Genomic DNA, 17017 nt, shown 5'->3' with positions numbered 1-17017 from the left:
GGATGTTTCAACTGGTCGATTCCGGTGATGAGGCTGTCACTGTCTACCTGGCCGATGAGGTGAGTGCGGATACTCTGGCGCTGATAGTACAGCTGGTGGCCCGCATCCGCCGGGAACTGGCTGATGTAATCACTGACGTGGTGCCATCCTACTGCAGCGTCACCGTCTATTACGATCTTCTGCATTGCACCGGGAGAGAGATTCACACAAGGCTGGACCGGCTGTTGACCGAGCGGAACCCGGTGGCGGTGAGCGATGCGGGAAATGCGGTGAAAGACAAAGCCCGCCTGGTGGAGCTGCCGGTGTACTACGATGACGAGGTGGCGCCGGACTTGCCGCGGCTGGCGGAGTTTGCCAATTGTTCTGCCGATGAAGTCGTGCAGCTGCATGCGGCACAGGAGTATCGGGTCTATGCGCTGGGGTTTCGCCCCGGTTTCGCATTTCTCGGCCAGGTTCCCCCAGCCCTGCAAATGCCGAGGCGGGAGACCCCGCGCAGCCTTGTGCCGGCGGGTGCGGTGGCCATAGCGGGTGCCCAGACCGCGGTCTATCCAGACTCCAGCCCGGGTGGTTGGAATATTATCGGCCGCTGCCCGACGCTGCTGTTTGACCGCGCCAGCACGCCGCCGACAGTGCTGCTGCAGCTGGGGGATTGCGTGCGTTTCGTGCCGGTGGCACGGGCGGAGTTTATCGCGCTCGGAGGAGACCCCGATGACTGAGTACGCAGTCGTGGAGCGACCGGGACCACTGACGCTGATCCAGGACTGCGGCCGGCGTGGACAGCAGCATCTGGGCGTGAGTGTGGGCGGTGCGCTGGACAGTCACGCAGCGGGTTGGGCCAACCGGTTGTTGCACAACCCGCCACAGGCGGCGCTGCTGGAAATCTGCCTGGGACCTTTTGCCCTGCGTTTCCCCGCACACACCTGTATTGCCATCACCGGAGCCGATTGCGGCTGGCAGCTGGACGGCAAGCCTCTGGACAACTGGCGGGCACACCGTGTCGGCGCCGGCAGCTTACTGACAGGGTTGACGGCAACTTCCGGCCTGCGCAGTTATATGGCCCTGGCAGGTGGCATTCTCACCCCGCCTGTATGGGGCAGCCGCGCCACCACGGTGGCAGAAAAACTGGGCGGGCTGCAGGGTGCGCCACTGGCCCGGGGCGATCTGCTGCCATACGGGCCGCAGCAGTGCAATACCCTGCTGGCAGCGCCGCCAGGTTATGTGCGCCAATACTCAACCGAAGTTTTTCTGCGCGTCGCAGCCTCCAATCAATTTACGCAGTTTCCCCCACAGAGCCGGCGCGATTTTTTCAGCCGCAATTACCGGGTCGCGCCCGAATCCGACCGTATGGGCGTGCGTATGAGTGGCGAACCCTTGGGCGAAGTACCGGGCAATATGACATCGGAGGCGGTGGCGCCGGGGGCGATACAGATCCCCGGCAACGGTCTGCCAATAGTGCTGATGCGGGATTGCCAGACCATTGGCGGCTACCCGAAATTGGGGCATGTGTATCGGGTGGATCTGGACCGGCTGGCACAGGCGCGGCCGGGCACCCAGGTCAAGTTTGTCCTGGGCAGCCTGACTGAGTCTCAGGCCGAGCTGGCCGCTCAGTTAAAATTTTTCGGTTCGGGGCAGCGGGTGTGATATGCATGACTTAGAAGGCGTCGACAGGGGAGTGAACCCGCAAAAAACTTCGGTGAGCGCGCTGGCGCTGCAACTGGAAGAGCTGCTGGTCAGCAGTGACCGCCGGGGTATGGCTCAGGTACGCCAGCTATGGACGCCGGGTTATTTGCACACCGCGGCGGAATTGTTTGTAAGGCACTGCCAGCGGGTAGTCATCGTCAGCGGGTTTCCGGTGGGGGAAACCTATGAGACCGATGGACCTGCCGGCGCCATAGCGCTGTTGCAGGGTGTCAAAGACTGTGGTGGCCAGGCCAGGCTGGTGGGTTTTACTCCCTATATTGACCGGCTGCGCAACTGCGTGGCCGAATTGCCGCAACTGAATCAAAGGGATCTGCTGGCCCTTGACCGCAGTGGCGATGTCTGCGAACAGCTGCAAGGGTATATGGCCGGCTTTGCGCCCACTCTGCTGATTTTCGTCGCCGTGCCGGGCCAGGCGGCCGACGGCTGTTACTACAATCCGCGTTTCGAGGACATCAGTGACCGAACGCTGCCCTGGGAAAAGTTGTTGGAGCTCGCCGATTGCTACAGCATTGCGATCGCCGACAGCGGCAATCACCTGGGAATGGGGCGCGTCGCAGATCCCCTGGCCCGTTTGTCGATAGTGCCAGCGGTTTCCTGGACCGATGGACTGGTGATTGCGGATATCGCCAACTGGGGCGCCTGTGGTCTGCTGGCACTGGCCTCCGCCTTTGTACGCAAAAACCTGCTGCGAAACCTTCACCTGACCCCCCTGTTGGAAGTGCTGAGCCGGAGCGGTATTGTCGACAGTGTCACCGGTATGGCCACAGCGTCGGAGGATGGCCTGCCGGCTTTCAGTGGTGAGGCGGTAGTCACCACCCTTAGAAACGCCGCGCAAACGCTGCAATCCGGGTTTTAAATCCCCGGGGAACCTCTGATTAATCCAGGCCGGTGCAGCGAGGCGCCAAGTTGCGACGGGCGGCCCCGCTCGTTCGCGAGCGCTGTCGTCAGCTTCTGTCAATGCTATCCTAGTCCGGCATAAATTCTTGCGGATGGGAGCCAAGTACTTGAAACTCAACTGCGACCTCGGCGAAGGCTACGGTATCTGGCGGCTGGCAGATGAGGCAGAGGTTATGCCCTATATCGACATGGCCAACATCGCCTGTGGCTATCACGCCGGCGACCCCCTCTCTCTGCAGGGTTCGATAAGGTTGGCGAAGGCCAATGGTGTGCAGATAGGCGCACACCCCGGTTACCCGGATCTGGCGGGCTTCGGGCGCCGCTCCATGGCTTGTCAGCCGGAAGAAATCACCGCCATGGTTATCTATCAGTTGGGTGCTCTGCAGGGGCTCTGTCGCGCCGAAGGCACGTTGGTGCAGTACGTCAAACCCCACGGTGCCCTCTATTGGGACACGCTGCGCGACCAGGCCGTGATGCGCGCGCTGCTGGAAGCCGTTGCACAATTCGATACCGCCCTGCCGCTGATGATTCTGGCCTCCCTCCAAATTGATCGGTATCGGCAGCTGGCGGCGGAATATGGTGTGGAGTTGCTGCTGGAAGCCTTTGCCGACCGGCGCTATGGGCCGGATGGCAGCTTGCTGTCCCGCACCCAAGCGGGTGCAGTGCTGGAGACTACGGCGGAAATTATTCACCAGGCGCAGGAACTTGCCCGGGGTGGCGTTACCGCCAGTGATGGCTCCCGCCTCCAGGTCGCCGCCGATACCCTATGCGTCCACGGCGACAATCCGCAGGCCGTCGCGGTTATCCGCGAAATTCGCGAAGCGCTGTCGCGGCGTTGACAAACGGCCGCAAGTTGAATTTTGCCGGCACAGTTTGCAGCACATCGCCGAACTTCGCTGAGGCATTAATGCGTTAGTCAGAGGTTCCCAAGCGATTTTCGACCTGTTTCCAATAAGGGAAACTGTTCTCCGATTCGGTGCCGCGGTACCGGACAGCAGCAGAGGCAGGAGTGTCAACAGGCCCTAATTGCTTGCCGGGCTACTGAGCTCCGCCACTATACCTGTATCTATGTCCTTGTAGCTGCTGAGCTTGCGGGGGTAGTACTTTTCCAGTAGTGCCAGAAGGATCGCGCGGGACTGGTTATCCACCTCACCGTCCACTTTCCAGGGGCGGAAGTGATACTGAAAGGCACGGGTATAGATGCTGATCTCTTCGTCACTGGTATTGTCCGGATCGATACCGTAGCCGTAATCCGCCAACCACTGGGCGAAGTGGTGGCGGATACTCTGCCGGTCGCTGGTGGTATTGCCCTGTAGATAATCCAGGTGCCGTTTAACCGTATCGTCGTCGTACCAGGCGCCGATGCCGGCTTGCGCCAGCTTCTGCCACGGGAACTTGGGGCCCGGATCTATCTTAAATTCAGGTTTGACGTCGCCGTGACCGACGACATTGGTGGGGCGGATATCCGGATAGCGGGCGAGAATATCCTTTGACAGAGCAATCAACAGATCGATTTGCTGGGGATCGAACTCGGGGAAAAAACAATTCTCTTCTCCGGGTTTCACTGTGCCGGTTTCCACCGGCGGTTCGCAATAGCTTTTGTTGACGATCTCGATACCGATGGACTGGTCATTGACCTGAGTGCGGTCGTTCCATTTACCGGGACCTGTGTGCCAGGCGCGGCGGTTCTCGTCCACCAGCTGGTAAACACGCAAATCCTTGTGGGGGTAACTGGCATCGCCGTTTTCGGGAATCAGGTAGTGGGAGCTGACCGGGTGCTCGCTGGGTTGGGTAAGTATGTGCAGCGAAGAGGCGAAGTCGCTGGCGGTATAGTGCAGCACCAGAAAGCGCACCCGCTCACTGGCATTTTGCGATGCCACAGTTTCAATGTGGTAGGCGTTGCTGGAGTGGTTGAAACCACCGGAGCTACAGGCGCTCAGGGTGACCGCACAGCCTGCTGCAAGCAGGGATTTCTTCCACGCTGAGGATAGTACATGGATTGGCATAGCGATTCCTTAAGTCTGATTGCCGAGTAAAAAATCGTCGGCGGGGATGGGCTGAATTCCTACCACTCCATCGTTAGAGGTGAGGCGGTGAATGTAGCTACTGTCGCCGAGCGCTATGCCGACGTGGGTGAGCACAACTTCGGTCCAGTTAATGTGGGTGTTTTTCAGGAACACCAGATCGCCTGGGCGCAAATCGTTGATGCGGGTAATTTTCTCGCCGAACCCATCCCCCGCCGGGAGGGGGAGTACCGAGGCACCCATCACCGCGACCTTCATCAGGTTGGTGAACTTTGGCCATTGGTCGGGAAAAGGTTTCATCGCTTCCGTCATCATTGTTATAGAAATGCGCCGCGTGCCCATTGATATGCCGCCGTCTAAGCAGAGCTGAATAGCTGTAGCGGCAGGTCGTTGCCCATCCCAGAAGGCGCTACTTCAGTAGTTGCGACGCTGATAGTAGCACGACTTTAATAGAAAATTCCAAGATGTAATTAAATTAGTAATTAATTATTCCTGCTTATCTTTTTGAGTAAACCTTTCGGGTCTGCGGTAACCGCCCCAGTGATATCCGACTGCCGCTGATATGGGAGCCGGTCGTGTTTTTCCGTCGCCGCCCCGGCGGTGGCTCCGCAATAGACTCGACAGATAGACCCAGGGAACAAGGCGCCAAGCCGGTTGTCTGGGCTATATGGAATGCTGGGCTGGCGGCCGGCCCCAGGGGCGGGGTGTCCATCAACTGCGGCTGGGGCCGCTGGAACCGTCTCCCCGACCTCCGCCATGGCTCTCATCAGACGACCGCCTGCACCTGTGGGCGTGGCAGATCATTTGATAATCATTTATTCATCATTGTTCGAGACTGTAGAATAATGTATTCTTTTGTCATCAATGCTGTCTTTTGATGGCAAAATCGCAGCGGCAACAAGAAGGTGCGTCCGCAGTACTGGGTGGCCATGATGGTGAAGATGACAACAACAGCAGCCATAGTGGCGCCGATACTATTCGGCCTGGCACTCGGCGCCTGGGCCAGCAGGGCAGAGGTATCACCACCGGCATCTGTTGCGCCGGCGTTCGTGACGGACGTGCCCGGTATCAGGGAGGAGATGCTCGACCCGGAATACTGGATAGGGCGCCTAAGGGACGATGAAATCCGCATGACTGCGGCAGAGATCGGCACCTTTAACGCCAAAAATTTTGCCCGTGGCGAGCATTTACACGACCTGGACCAGTTTCCTCAGCGCCTGAAACGAACCCGGGTGCTGGCATTACTGGATACTGTCAGCCGCCCCGCCTCCACACCCCGCTTTCATACCGATGACTCGCCGCTGACGCCGCGGGACTATGCCGCCCTGGAAGCTTCGACTCAGAGAGCCCGTATTCCCGCTGAAGTGAGGGTGCGCTGGGGAATGGTGGTGCGCCGGGCGAACATGCGCAGCTTTCCCACGCAGATGCGTATATACAAAAATCCGCAGGATACGGATTTGGACCGGCTGCAGGAAACGGGGGTCTTCCCCGGCCAGCGGTTGGCACTATTGCACGAGAGTACCGATGGCAATTGGTGGTTTGCGGTCAACTACCACTATGCGGCCTGGCTGCCAAAATCTGCGGTCGCAGTCGGTGACCGCGATGAAATCGACCGCTGGTCACAGCGGGAGCCGCGGTTGCTGGTGACCGGCGCGCAGGTGCAGACCAATTTCAATCCCGATGATCCCCGCACCTCGCAGGTTGCGCTGGACATGGGGGTGTCGCTGCCACTGCTGAGTGCCGCCGATGTCGGCTACCAGGTAAACGGGCAGAATCCCTACGCCAGTTATATAGTCAGTCTGCCCGCGCGCGCCGCCGATGGTTCGCTGGAATTTGTACCGACCCTGATCGCCCGCAGCCGCGATGTGCACAGGGGGGCTCTGGCGTATCGGGATTCCGCCTTACTGCGCCAGGCGTTCAAGTTTTTGGGCGAGCGCTACGGCTGGGGGCACGACTACAACGGCCGCGACTGCACCGGATTTATCGGCGAGGTGTACAAGTCTTTTGGGATTTTGATGCCGCGCAACTCGGGCCAGCAGGGGCGGGGCGGGTTTGCACCTACGCGGTTCTTCGGCGAGGGGGATGAAAAGCGGCGCCGGGACGCTCTGGGTTCACTCCAGGTGGGGGATCTGATCTATATGCCCGGGCATGTGATGATGTATATCGGCGATGTTTCCGGAGAGCCCTATGTCATTCACGACGTGACCGGACTGCGTTATTACGACAGCGAGAAGAATTTCTACAGTGGCACCTTGTCCGGGGTCTCGGTTACTCCCCTAAAGCCACTGTGGCTGAGCCGCGACAAGAGTTTTGTCGACAGTATTTACGCAATAAAAACCATTCTTTGATCGGGACCACCATGAAAATAGTTGATGTCAAGCTGGGTATGCTCAAAGTGCCACTGATCACGCCCTTTAAGACGGCACTGCGCATAGTCGAGTATGTGGAGGACGTCATTGTCATGCTGGAAACTGACACGGGTCACGTCGGTTATGGCAATGCCCCGGCCACTGCGGTGATTACCGGCGATACTCACGGTTCTGTAATTGAGGCAGTTCGCAGTGTCTATACCCCACTGCTGCTGGACCGGCATGTGGCCGATCTGAACCGGCTCACCGCCGAGATAGATACCGCGATGATCAACAACACCAGCGCCAAGGCGGCGGTGGAAATAGCCCTGTACGATCTGTTTGCGCAAAGTTATGACACACCGCTATACAAGATCCTCGGTGGTGGCGAGAGTGGTCTGACCACGGATATCACCATCAGCGTGGATTATATCGACAAGATGGTCGCCGATGCCGAGAGTGCGGTGGAGCGGGGCTTTGAAATACTGAAGCTGAAAGTTGGGAAGGATATCCGTCTGGATATAGAGCGTATCAAGGCGGTGTACGCGGCGGTAAAGGGGCGTGCACTGTTGCGCCTCGACGCAAACCAGGGCTGGACACCAAAGCAGGCGGTGTCCGCCATCCGCAGTCTCGAGGAGGCGGGGGTAATGCTGGAACTGGTGGAGCAGCCGGTGAAGGCCAGCAACCTGGAGGGTATGCGTTACATTTCCGAACGGGTGCAAACGCCGATCATGGCGGACGAGAGTATTTTCGGGCCACTGGAGGTGCTGGATGTTATTCAGCGTCACGCAGCGGAAATCATCAATATCAAACTGATGAAAACTGGCGGTATCCGCAATGCGTTGAAAATCGTGGATTTGTGTGGGCTTTACGGTACCGATTGCATGGTGGGGTGCATGCTGGAGACCAGTATCGGTGTCTCCGCGGCAGCCCATGTGGCCGCCGCCAGATCGCCAATAGTGTCCAAACTCGACCTGGATGTCCCTTCACTCTGCCAGTATGATCCGGTCATCGGTGGCGCAACTTACCGGGATGCGGATATTATTCTGAACGAAACCCCAGGGTTGGGTATCGAGAAAATCGAAGGACTGCAGCTATTGGTGTAGTATGCGGGCACCTTTGATCAAGCGCGTGATGTCTCCGGCTGTCAGAGCCCGTTGAATTCACATGCGGGTTCAATCCGGGGTTCCCCAACCGGGCATGCGGGAAGACTGTCGGATGCGTGCGGCTAGGGGCAACTGTTGCCCGGGCTGCGGACTGACAGCGTCCGTCGACACATCAATGACGCCACGCATTAGCGCCAGTGTTTTAGCGGTGATACCGGACGGCGGGCTTGATTGCCGGGTTGATAACAACGGATAGTTTGCCTCCTGGAGCGGTGGATATGACGTGTTTACTGAAAATGCGCGCGATGCGCGATCAGATGTCGGTTAACGAGCGCAAGCTGGCCGATTTTATTTTAGAAAATACCAAGCTACTGCGGGATTACTCCTCCCAGCAACTCGCCGATGTGGTGGGGGTGAGCCAGTCCAGCGTGGTGAAATTTTCCCAGAAGCTGGGTTACAAGGGTTATCCGAGCCTCAAGCTGGCTGTATATGAGACTTATGCCGGCGGCGGCCTCGGGGCCGGCCTTGTGGAGGAGGCTGGCGCGAACTTTTCCTACTCGGATACACCGCTGCGCCTGCTCGCACAGAAAAAACTGGAAGTCCTCGAGAACACCACCAATATCAATGAGGCCGATTATCTGCGTGAGGCGGTTGCTGCGATTCAAGCCACCCGCTGTATCCAGATTGCCGCCTGTGCCGGCTCCGCTGCGGTAGCCCAGTATCTGGCGCACCAGCTGCTGGAGCTGGGATACTGGGCTGTTTACGACCAAAGCGGCCAGTTGCAGAAAAGTATGGTCAATTCTCTCGAGGGCCAGGACCTGTTGTGCATCATCTGCGACATGGGGGGAGAGGAGTCCCTGGTGGAAGTGGCCAATTCCGCGCGGACCCAGGGTGCGAAAGTGATGAGCCTCACCCGCTACAATTACAATGCGGCCAGTATCCACTCCGATATCCGCCTCTATGTAGTGCCCCCGGAAGAGAATGGAGCCATGCAGCGCCTGCTGTTTCGGTCCGCACAGCTGCATGTGATCGAGAGTCTTATCAGCGGCCTTTTGGCGGTGGACAAGTAAATCCCCCGGCGGAGTTATTCCCGCCGCCGGGCGGCGATTCGGTGATGCCGCTATTGCCCGGGCAACCTTTGCGATCGCCCGTCTTGTTCATTGCTGTTCCAGCAGCTCCCAGTCCAGCTGGTAATCCCATTGATCAAAATACAGATTGTCGCCGTGCCATTCCACTTCGCCGCGCTGTGAGTCCACGGTTTCCGAGCGGAAATGCTGTTTGGGAGGCACCAGCGGCCGGCTGTAGTCGCTGTTGAAAATCAGGCGATAGGCATCCAGCCCGCCGAGGTAGAACCAATCTGCGGAACTGTCCCCACCACCCAGTTTGCCGTGGGTTACGTCCATGGGCATCCACCCGTAGGGTGCCAGGTAAAACTCGCCCCAGTCGTGCATGGTGTCGAATGCCGTTGGAGAAAACTCCCATCCCGACTGCCAGCGGGCGGGAATTCCGTTGAGGCGCATCAGCGTGATCAGCAGCAGCGTCTGCTGGCCGCAGTCCGCATGTCCCGCTTCTGCCGCATAGCGGCTGATGTTGCGGATAGTGGAATATTCGCGCGCACCGGCCCAGGGAATGGCGTCTACAAAGGCGAACAGTCTCTGGGCGATGCGATAGGGATTTTTCTCGTCGCCGGCGATGCGCTTCGACAGTGCGACCATCTCCGGTGTGAAGCGGATATGGGGCTCGCGCTCCTGCAGGTAAGGCTGCACGGATTGTGGTAGCGAGTCCCTGGGGGTGACTTTTTCGGCATCGATCCTCGTGTAAGCGGCGATACTGTCAAATGCATAGCTGACTTCAAACCGGGTGGGCTCGCCGGCCACCGCCTGTTGCTCAAAATAAATGGTGCGCTGAGGCTGTTGCGCGGGTGCCAGTTGGTGGTGTTTGGGGGACGACTGCAGCAGGGTGATATTTTCCTGGCGTCCCGGCAGTTCCTTGGGAAAGGGAATCCAGGCGCGGATCGTCTCACCGGCCGGCACCGCGTCCGGGTTCACCGAAAGGCGATAGCGGACGCGGAAGCGCCGGCGAACCGGAGTGTCGGCGTTGATGATTTCCAGATGATGTCTATGCAGTGCGTAGAGCGGTGGATTCTCGCTGTACAGCCGGTAGTCGTTACTGCGCCGCGCCGCCGCATCCGAGATATGTACCAGGTTGTAGGCGACTTTGCGAAAGTAGCGGCGCTCGCCGTCAATAACCTTGTATTCCAGCAATTGGTCCCGCTTCCAGGCTGCGATATCTCCCGCTGTCGCGTCGGGAATATAACCTTGGATAGCCGACAGCAGATCCTTTTCATGCAGGGTGAAGTCCAACTGGATACGGCGCATACGCTCGGCTTCAAACAGCAGATCAGTGCGGCTTTGGCCGGATTGTGTCCGCTCTAGCAACTGCGAGATCCGGGCCTGTGCGCGGCTGTACTGCCCCTGGTCCATCAGCGCCTGAACAGCCGCCAGGCCGGTATCCTGGCTGCCCGCTGCCAGCGCCGATAGGGGGCTCAACACGGCAGTGAGCAGGGCGAGCAGCATCGGGTTCGAGCGGTGGGACTTGGACACAGCGGGGCTCCGAGATGTAGGGGTTTGGAATAAATTATATTTACAGAAAATGATCAAGTTGATAAATTATTCCTGTTGTGTCTCGACGTCAAGCCGGAAGCGCTTAGTGCCGTGGTAACGGCGGCCTGGTGGCCAAGCCAGCATGTACCTGCGGGGGCGGTGGTTAGCTGGGCATGTTAGTCGTATAAAAATGATTTGCCGGGGCGGCGGGCGCGACGCCGAGTGCCGGGGAGGAGCGTATGAATATCAAGGTTTCAGTGGCAATCCTGTATTTGCTACTCGCTGCCGCAGTCGGGGGCTGCAGCCATGATGCGCCGCCAAAGCCGTGGGATATAGAGCAGCTGGTTGAACATATCCTGACCGCAGAGCGGGTACCGGGTGCCGCTGTGGGTATCTGGCACCGCGGTGAGCCGGTGCTGCTGCGCGGGTTTGGCGTGACCAATGTGGAGCGGCCGCGGCCGGTGGATGAGCACACACTGTTCAAACTGGCATCGACCACCAAGGCTTTTACCGCCGCCGCCCTGGCGCTGTTGGTGGAGGAGGGCAGGATTGACTGGGACAGTCGCGTGGTCGATTTCCTGCCGCAATTCCGTCTCGGCGATGAGTGGATCACACGGGAATTTCGCGTGGAGGATCTGTTGACCCACAGATCCGGACTGGGCCCGGGCGCCGGGGATTTGATGCTGTGGCCGCAGCCGAATCACTATACCCGTACCGATATCATCTCGGGTCTGCAGTATCTGCCGGTCAGCGGTCGCTTTCGCGCTGACTACGCCTATGACAATCTGCTCTACATCGTCGCCGGCGAATTGATTGCGGCAGTTTCCGGGCAGTCCTTCGAAGACTTTGTGCAGAGCCGGCTGCTGTCGCCACTGGGACTGAAGCACTGTTTTGCGGGTCCGGTACCGGGCGGCGCACGGGACAATCTGGCCGATCCGCACCGGCTGGAAAACGGCACTCTGGTAGTGGACACACCGAATCTGGCCGGCGACCAGCCTATAGTGCTGGCAGCCGCCGGCGGTATGCACTGCAGTGCCGCCGATATGCTGCGCTGGCTGCGCACACTGTCAGCTGGCGGAGTGACACCGGAAGGCCGGCGCATACTCAGCGAACAGAGCCGGGATCGCCTGTGGCGGCCGGTCACCCTGATGCCTCTGTCAGAGACCCGTGCGGAGCGGGACGGGGCACATTTCTACGCCTACGCACTGGGCTGGCGGGTGCAGGATATGCACGGCCGGCGGGTGCTGCACCACACCGGTTCCCTGTCGGGAATGTACGCCTGGGTTGCGATAGTGCCGGAGGAGGAGCTGGCGGTGGTGGTGTTGATGAACCGGAGCGCCGGCGTCGCCCGCCAGGCCCTCATATACAGCCTCCTGAACCTCTATTTGCAGACGGAACAGCGGGACTGGCTGGCGTATTTCCAGGCACTTTATGGCGGCGCCTCGGAACCCCAGGAGCCGGAGCATTATCCGCCCCCTGAGAGTCGCACGGTGCTGGAGGATGAAGAGCTGGCCGGCAGTTACCGGGACCCCTGGTTTGGCCCTGTGCAGATAGGGATTGCAGAGGGACGCCTGCGCTGGCGATCACTTAAATCGCCGCGACTCCAAGGAACCCTGGAAGCGGCGGCGACGGGTGTCTGGAGCCTGCGCTGGGACGACCGCAGTCTGGAGGCGGATGCCTGGCTGATTGCCGGCAACGACGAAAACGGGGAGCTTGTATTGACGATGCAGCCTCAGTCACGGGGGGTGGACTTTAGTTACGATTTCCCGGATCTGAGGTTTGTCCGCATCGGTGCTGACAATTAGGCGTTGGAGGGGGTATCTACAGTGAACAGACGCAGTTTGATCAAGTCTATGCTGGCGGCGCCAGTGCTCGGCGGGCTGAGTGCCGGCGCTGCCGCGGCTGCCACAACTCCGGACACCGGGGAAATGCGGCGGCCGGCGCGGCTGCAGCCGGGCATGACCGTGGGCCTGGTGACACCGGCCAGCAATGCCTGGGAGGATGAGGATATACGCTTCGCGATCGATATCGTGAAGTCGCTGGGTTTTGCGGTCAAAGAGGGGCGCAACCTGTACCAGCGCACCCAGTATCTGGCGGGACCGGATGCGGCCCGGGCTCAGGACATCAATACGATGTTCGCGGACCCCTCGGTGGACGCGGTCTTTTGCCTGCGCGGGGGCTATGGTACTCCGCGGATTCTGCCGCTGCTGGACTATGACACTATTGGCCGCAACCCCAAGGTGCTGCTGGGCTATAGCGATATCACGGCGCTGCTAAACGCCATCAACCGCCGCTGTGGGTTCATTACTTTCCACGGGCCCATCGCAGCGCAGAATTTCACCGATTACACCCTCAATGAGTTCCGCAAGGTGCTGGTCCGGGGGGAGGGGCCGGTTCGAATCGGCGCACCGCCCCGGTTCGAGGCGGCTCCAGGGCGCGCCGAGCACAACAACCGTTTGACAAGGTTTCGCGGCGGCAGGGCGCGGGGGCGGCTGACCGGTGGCAATCTGTCGCTGGTCTGCAGCCTGCTGGGGACTCCCTACGAACCGGAATTCCGGAACCGCATACTGTTTCTCGAGGACGTGGGCGAGGCCCCCTACCGCATTGACCGTATGCTGACCCAACTGTGGCTGGCGGGCAAACTGGAGCAGGTGGCCGGCATTGTGTTCGGCAAATTCACCGAGGCGGATACCAGCGGCAATACCTTCAGCGTGGAACATGTGTTGCGGGAGCGTTGCGGTGGATTGAAAGTGCCGGTGATCCGCGGTCTGATGACCGGCCATGTGGAGGATCAGACGGTGATTCCGGTGGGCGCCATGGCCGAGCTGGATGGCGATGGGGGCAGCCTGACCCTGCTGGAAGCGGCGGTAAGCTGATGGCTTTTGGCCCCAGACAGGTTAGTATGCGCGCCGGTCCGGGCGTTGCGACGCAGCTGCAATCGGTAGCATGACATGAATAATAATGATCAGAGGCTGTATGACTGAGTTGACCTGGATTACACTGCTGCCTCCCTTTATCGCCATCGGCCTGGCGCTGCTCACCCGACAGGTTTACCTGGCGCTGTTCGCCGGTATCTGGCTGGGTTTCTACCTTCTCAATCAATCCGGTATCTTCCCCTCTCTGGCCGAGGCGCTGGATGGCGTTCTGGCCATATTGGCCAATCCCGGCGACGCCAGAGTGGTGATGTTCACGCTGGTGATCGGTGCCTTTATAGTGACACTGGAGCGCTGCGGTGCCGTGAGCGGTTTCGTCCGTTTTCTGGAACGCAGCCGCTGGGTCACCAATGGCAAGCGGGCCCAGTGGATGGCGTGGTTGGTGGGCATTGTTATTTTTATCGAGTCCAACATCACCGTGCTGGTGGCCGGTACCGTTTCGCGTCCCCTGTTTGATCGCTTCAGGATAGCGCGGGAAAAGCTCGCCTACATTATCGATTCCACCTCGGCACCGGTGTGTATGCTGATTCCGCTGAACGCCTGGGGTGCATTCAATCTAGGATTATTGGACGGCCTCGGGGTAGAGGATCCTCTCAAGGTGCTGCTGTCCACCATTCCGCTAAACCTCTATGCGATCGCCGCCGTGGCGCTCACCGCCTATACCATCTCCCGCGACTATAACCCGGGACCTATGGCCCAAGCCCAGGCCCGCACCAGTGGTGGCGACCCGGACGGCATCGACATCGGCATCAGCGTTGGGGAGGCGAAGCACGTCAAGCCGCGGCTGTTGAATATGCTGTTGCCGCTACTGACGCTGATCCTGGCCATGCCCACCGCCCTGTGGATCACCGGCGACGGGGATATCTTTGCAGGCTCCGGCTCCACAGCCGTCCTCTGGGCCTCGCTGACGGCACTGGCGGTCGTATCCACCCTGGTCCTGCTGCAGCGCAGTATGACGCTGGATGAGTTGAGCCACACCTGGATGGAGGGGGCGGGGCGCATGTTGCCGCTGGCGGTCATACTGGTGCTGGCCCTGGCCCTTGGATCCGTGTCCAAACTGCTGGGTACGGGTGAATACGTGGCGGGCATGGTGGGTGATGCGATTCCCCTGGCGCTGCTGCCGGTGGTGATTTTTTTCGTGTCCGGGGTCATCGCTTTTTCCGTAGGTTCCAGTTGGGGCACCTTTTCGATTATGCTGCCGATCGCGGTTCCGGTCGCCTCCGCTTTGGGCGCCGAGCCGACGCTGTTTGTTGCCGCGGTATTGTCCGGTGGTATTTTTGGCGATCACGCCTCACCCATTTCGGATACGACGATCGTTTCGTCGCTGGCGTCCGGCACAGAACATATTGAACACGTGAGAACACAATTGCCCTATGCCCTGCTCGCCGGCGCTGTCAGTGCGCTGGGATTTGCCGCACTGGGTTTCGTGCTGCTGTAACTTTAGAGAGCACCTGATGAATGAATGTAAAATAGTCCTGGTGACCGCGGAGCGAGAGTTCGGTGTGCGCTGGGTCAGCCAGCTGGCCCAGGTGGCCGAGACCGACCAGGACTCACCGATCCGGCTCAGTTTCCTTCATGTAGCACCGCAGCAACTGGAAGATTTGCTCAAAGACGGCCGCACACAGATAGTCGCCCTGGATGACAGCAGTCTGGAGGGGGAAGTCTCGTCCGATTGCTATAACTATTTGCGCGGCTATAGGGCCGAGACCGACTGTGTGCTGTTGACCGCGGACCGGGCGCCCGCCGACGATGGTGCCTACGAGAGTGTTATATCCCGCGCTGAATCCAACTACGGCGTTGTCTATCGCACTCTGCGCAGGATTTTGCTGGAGCGCACCGCCACGCCCTTTGCCGATGCACTGCGCGAATATGTTTACGCCGCCCGGGATTCGTGGCATACGCCCGGCCACTCCAGCGGTGACAGCCTGAGTTGCAGCCCCTGGGTGGTGGATTTTCACCGTTTTATGGGCGAGCATATTTTCAACACCGACCTTTCCGTCAGTGTGAAGATGCTGGATTCGCTGATGGATCCGAGCAGCGTGATACACCAGGCGCAGCAGCTGACCGCCAAGGCGTTCGGGGCGCGCTACAGTTACTTCGTCACCAACGGCACCTCGACTTCCAACAAGATCGTTTTACAGCACCTCCTGCGCCGCGGCGATCGCGTGGTGGTGGATCGCAACTGCCACAAATCCGTCCACCACGCCATGATCATGAGTGGCGCAGTGCCGGTGTATCTGGAGTCATCGGTAAACCAGCAATACGGAATCTACGGCCCGGTACCCCGCAAAACTATTTTTGACGCGATTGACCGCACGCCATCGGCGCGTCTGCTGGTATTGACCTCCTGTACTTACGACGGTTTGCGGTACCATCTCAAGCCCATTATCGACTATGCGCACAGCAGGGGATTGTACGTATTGATCGACGAGGCCTGGTACGCACACGGGCGTTTCCATCCGCAGTTGCGCCCCACTGCACTGGAGTGCGGGGCCGATTTTGTAACGCAATCCACCCACAAGATGCTGTCCGCATTTTCGCAGGCCAGTATGATTCACGTGGGGCACGGTGTAAAAGACTTCGATGTCGCCGGCTTCCGCGAAGATATCAATATGCACACTTCCACCAGCCCGCAGTACGGCATGATTGCCAGTCTGGATATGGCGCGCAAGCAGATGAGTATTGAGGGCTACGAAGTCATGCAGCGCACGCTCGATTTCGCGCAGGAAATCCGCCAGTTTGTGCACGAGTCCACACGCTTTCGCAGTCTCGCGGTGGAAGATATCTGCAGTGCGGAGCTGGGTGAGGACGGTATTCTGCTCGATCCCACCAAGGTCACCATCGACGTGGGGTGCGCGGGCTTGTCGGCACCCCATGTGCAGCAGAAGCTGTTCAGCGATTTTGGAATCCAGCTGGAAAAAAACACCCACAATACGCTCTCCTTTCTGGTTACCATCGGTACTACCGAGAGCAAGGTGCTGCGCCTCAAACAGGCGCTGCGCAGGCTGTCCGAGTCCGCCGGGGGGGCGGTGGCTCCCGCCGACGGCCAGTCCCTGCCAAACCTCAGCCGGATCGGTGTACTGCCGCGCACGGCTTATTTTGCACGGGGTGAAAAGCTGCCGTTGAACGGCGATCAGGCATCGGCACTGGTGGGGCGGGTCGCCTGTGACGAGGTGGTCCCCTATCCACCCGGGATACCGCTACTGGTGCCGGGGCAGGAGATTACCGCGGATATTCTGGCGGCCATTCAATCTTTTGTTTGCGAGCGCGACGATCTTGAAATGCACGGGGTGCGCACCCTGGACGGTGTGCCGGCGCTGCGGGTCATGACCCTTTCTGAGCAGGATGCCGGCATCGGCGAGATGCAACAACTCTAGCGGCCTGGCTACTGCTTGCAGCGGAGCG

Annotated in this window: 14 protein-coding genes; 11 read left to right on the top strand and 3 right to left on the bottom strand. The window is 59.6% G+C overall.

The annotated features are described in order from the left end of the window. The first annotated feature begins 2 nt into the window (after positions 1-2). From pxpB to AB1S50_RS03835, 4 genes are all read left to right on the top strand, one after another. Positions 3-716 carry a 5-oxoprolinase subunit PxpB gene (gene pxpB, locus AB1S50_RS03850; protein ID WP_367149121.1) on the top strand — a complete coding sequence of 238 codons (714 nt, stop codon included), beginning with the start codon at positions 3-5 and terminating at the stop codon, positions 714-716. Further along, complete coding sequence (locus AB1S50_RS03845; RefSeq protein ID WP_367149120.1) at positions 709-1641, top strand: 5-oxoprolinase subunit C family protein; 933 nt, start codon at positions 709-711, stop codon at positions 1639-1641. The genes pxpB and AB1S50_RS03845 overlap by 8 nt, the downstream gene beginning before the upstream one ends. 1 nt (position 1642) lies before the next feature. Next, on the top strand, positions 1643-2557 hold the full coding sequence (locus tag AB1S50_RS03840) for a glutamate cyclase domain-containing protein (protein WP_367149119.1): 915 nt from the start codon (positions 1643-1645) through the stop codon (positions 2555-2557). 148 nt (positions 2558-2705) lie between these two features. After that, positions 2706-3437 (top strand): 5-oxoprolinase subunit PxpA, encoded by a 732-nt coding sequence (locus AB1S50_RS03835; RefSeq protein ID WP_367149118.1) that lies wholly within the window; start codon positions 2706-2708, stop codon positions 3435-3437. 183 nt (positions 3438-3620) lie between these two features. On the opposite strand, the gene AB1S50_RS03830 is transcribed toward AB1S50_RS03835, so the two are convergent. After that, on the bottom strand, positions 3621-4604 hold the full coding sequence (locus tag AB1S50_RS03830) for an N-acetylmuramoyl-L-alanine amidase (protein WP_367149116.1): 984 nt from the start codon (positions 4602-4604) through the stop codon (positions 3621-3623). A gap of 9 nt (positions 4605-4613) precedes the next feature. Next, a complete protein-coding gene (locus AB1S50_RS03825) occupies positions 4614-4937 on the bottom strand; it encodes an NlpC/P60 family protein (protein WP_367149114.1) in 324 nt (107 codons plus the stop codon). 626 nt (positions 4938-5563) lie between these two features. On the opposite strand from AB1S50_RS03825, the gene AB1S50_RS03820 reads away from it, so the two are divergent. The 3 genes from AB1S50_RS03820 to AB1S50_RS03810 all read left to right on the top strand — a co-directional run bounded on the left by AB1S50_RS03820 (position 5564) and on the right by AB1S50_RS03810 (position 9146). After that, entirely contained in the window at positions 5564-6970 is a 1407-nt protein-coding gene (locus tag AB1S50_RS03820; RefSeq protein WP_367149112.1) for an NlpC/P60 family protein, read from the top strand. Positions 6971-6981: 11 nt separating this feature from the next. Next, positions 6982-8076, top strand: coding sequence for a dipeptide epimerase (locus tag AB1S50_RS03815; protein WP_367149111.1), 1095 nt, complete (start codon positions 6982-6984; stop codon positions 8074-8076). 278 nt (positions 8077-8354) lie between these two features. Continuing rightward, positions 8355-9146, top strand: a complete 792-nt coding sequence (locus AB1S50_RS03810) for a MurR/RpiR family transcriptional regulator (RefSeq protein WP_367149110.1) — start codon at positions 8355-8357, stop codon at positions 9144-9146. Between the two features lie 87 nt (positions 9147-9233). On the opposite strand, the gene AB1S50_RS03805 is transcribed toward AB1S50_RS03810, so the two are convergent. Further along, a complete protein-coding gene (locus AB1S50_RS03805) occupies positions 9234-10679 on the bottom strand; it encodes a transglutaminase-like domain-containing protein (RefSeq protein WP_367149109.1) in 1446 nt (481 codons plus the stop codon). A gap of 239 nt (positions 10680-10918) precedes the next feature. Here AB1S50_RS03805 and AB1S50_RS03800 point away from each other — a divergent pair, with 239 nt between their 5' ends. From AB1S50_RS03800 to AB1S50_RS03785, 4 genes are all read left to right on the top strand, one after another. Then, positions 10919-12484 carry a serine hydrolase gene (locus AB1S50_RS03800; RefSeq protein WP_367149108.1) on the top strand — a complete coding sequence of 522 codons (1566 nt, stop codon included), beginning with the start codon at positions 10919-10921 and terminating at the stop codon, positions 12482-12484. 21 nt (positions 12485-12505) lie between these two features. Then, complete coding sequence (locus AB1S50_RS03795; protein WP_367149107.1) at positions 12506-13555, top strand: S66 peptidase family protein; 1050 nt, start codon at positions 12506-12508, stop codon at positions 13553-13555. Between the two features lie 100 nt (positions 13556-13655). Beyond that, a complete protein-coding gene (locus tag AB1S50_RS03790) occupies positions 13656-15050 on the top strand; it encodes a Na+/H+ antiporter NhaC family protein (RefSeq protein ID WP_367149106.1) in 1395 nt (464 codons plus the stop codon). Positions 15051-15066: 16 nt separating this feature from the next. Next, entirely contained in the window at positions 15067-16989 is a 1923-nt protein-coding gene (locus AB1S50_RS03785) for an aminotransferase class I/II-fold pyridoxal phosphate-dependent enzyme (RefSeq protein WP_367149105.1), read from the top strand. Positions 16990-17017 lie beyond the last annotated feature (28 nt).

The sequence above is a fragment of the Microbulbifer discodermiae genome, from assembly GCF_040742695.1.
Taxonomy (GTDB): Bacteria; Pseudomonadota; Gammaproteobacteria; order Pseudomonadales; family Cellvibrionaceae; genus Microbulbifer.
Note: the sequence above shows the minus strand (reverse complement) of the source record. Positions and strands in the feature narration are given on the sequence as shown.

What these genes read in the sequence shown, in the direction of transcription:
- pxpB (WP_367149121.1), top strand. Translation starts at nt 3, where the DNA reads ATGTTTCAACTGGTCGATTCCGGTGATGAGGCTGTCACTGTCTACCTG.
- AB1S50_RS03845 (WP_367149120.1), top strand. Translation starts at nt 709, where the DNA reads ATGACTGAGTACGCAGTCGTGGAGCGACCGGGACCACTGACGCTGATC.
- AB1S50_RS03840 (WP_367149119.1), top strand. Translation starts at nt 1,643, where the DNA reads ATGCATGACTTAGAAGGCGTCGACAGGGGAGTGAACCCGCAAAAAACT.
- AB1S50_RS03830 (WP_367149116.1), bottom strand. Translation starts at nt 4,604, where the DNA reads ATGCCAATCCATGTACTATCCTCAGCGTGGAAGAAATCCCTGCTTGCA.
- AB1S50_RS03825 (WP_367149114.1), bottom strand. Translation starts at nt 4,937, where the DNA reads ATGATGACGGAAGCGATGAAACCTTTTCCCGACCAATGGCCAAAGTTC.
- AB1S50_RS03820 (WP_367149112.1), top strand. Translation starts at nt 5,564, where the DNA reads ATGACAACAACAGCAGCCATAGTGGCGCCGATACTATTCGGCCTGGCA.
- AB1S50_RS03815 (WP_367149111.1), top strand. Translation starts at nt 6,982, where the DNA reads ATGAAAATAGTTGATGTCAAGCTGGGTATGCTCAAAGTGCCACTGATC.
- AB1S50_RS03810 (WP_367149110.1), top strand. Translation starts at nt 8,355, where the DNA reads ATGACGTGTTTACTGAAAATGCGCGCGATGCGCGATCAGATGTCGGTT.
- AB1S50_RS03800 (WP_367149108.1), top strand. Translation starts at nt 10,919, where the DNA reads ATGAATATCAAGGTTTCAGTGGCAATCCTGTATTTGCTACTCGCTGCC.
- AB1S50_RS03790 (WP_367149106.1), top strand. Translation starts at nt 13,656, where the DNA reads ATGACTGAGTTGACCTGGATTACACTGCTGCCTCCCTTTATCGCCATC.
- AB1S50_RS03785 (WP_367149105.1), top strand. Translation starts at nt 15,067, where the DNA reads ATGAATGAATGTAAAATAGTCCTGGTGACCGCGGAGCGAGAGTTCGGT.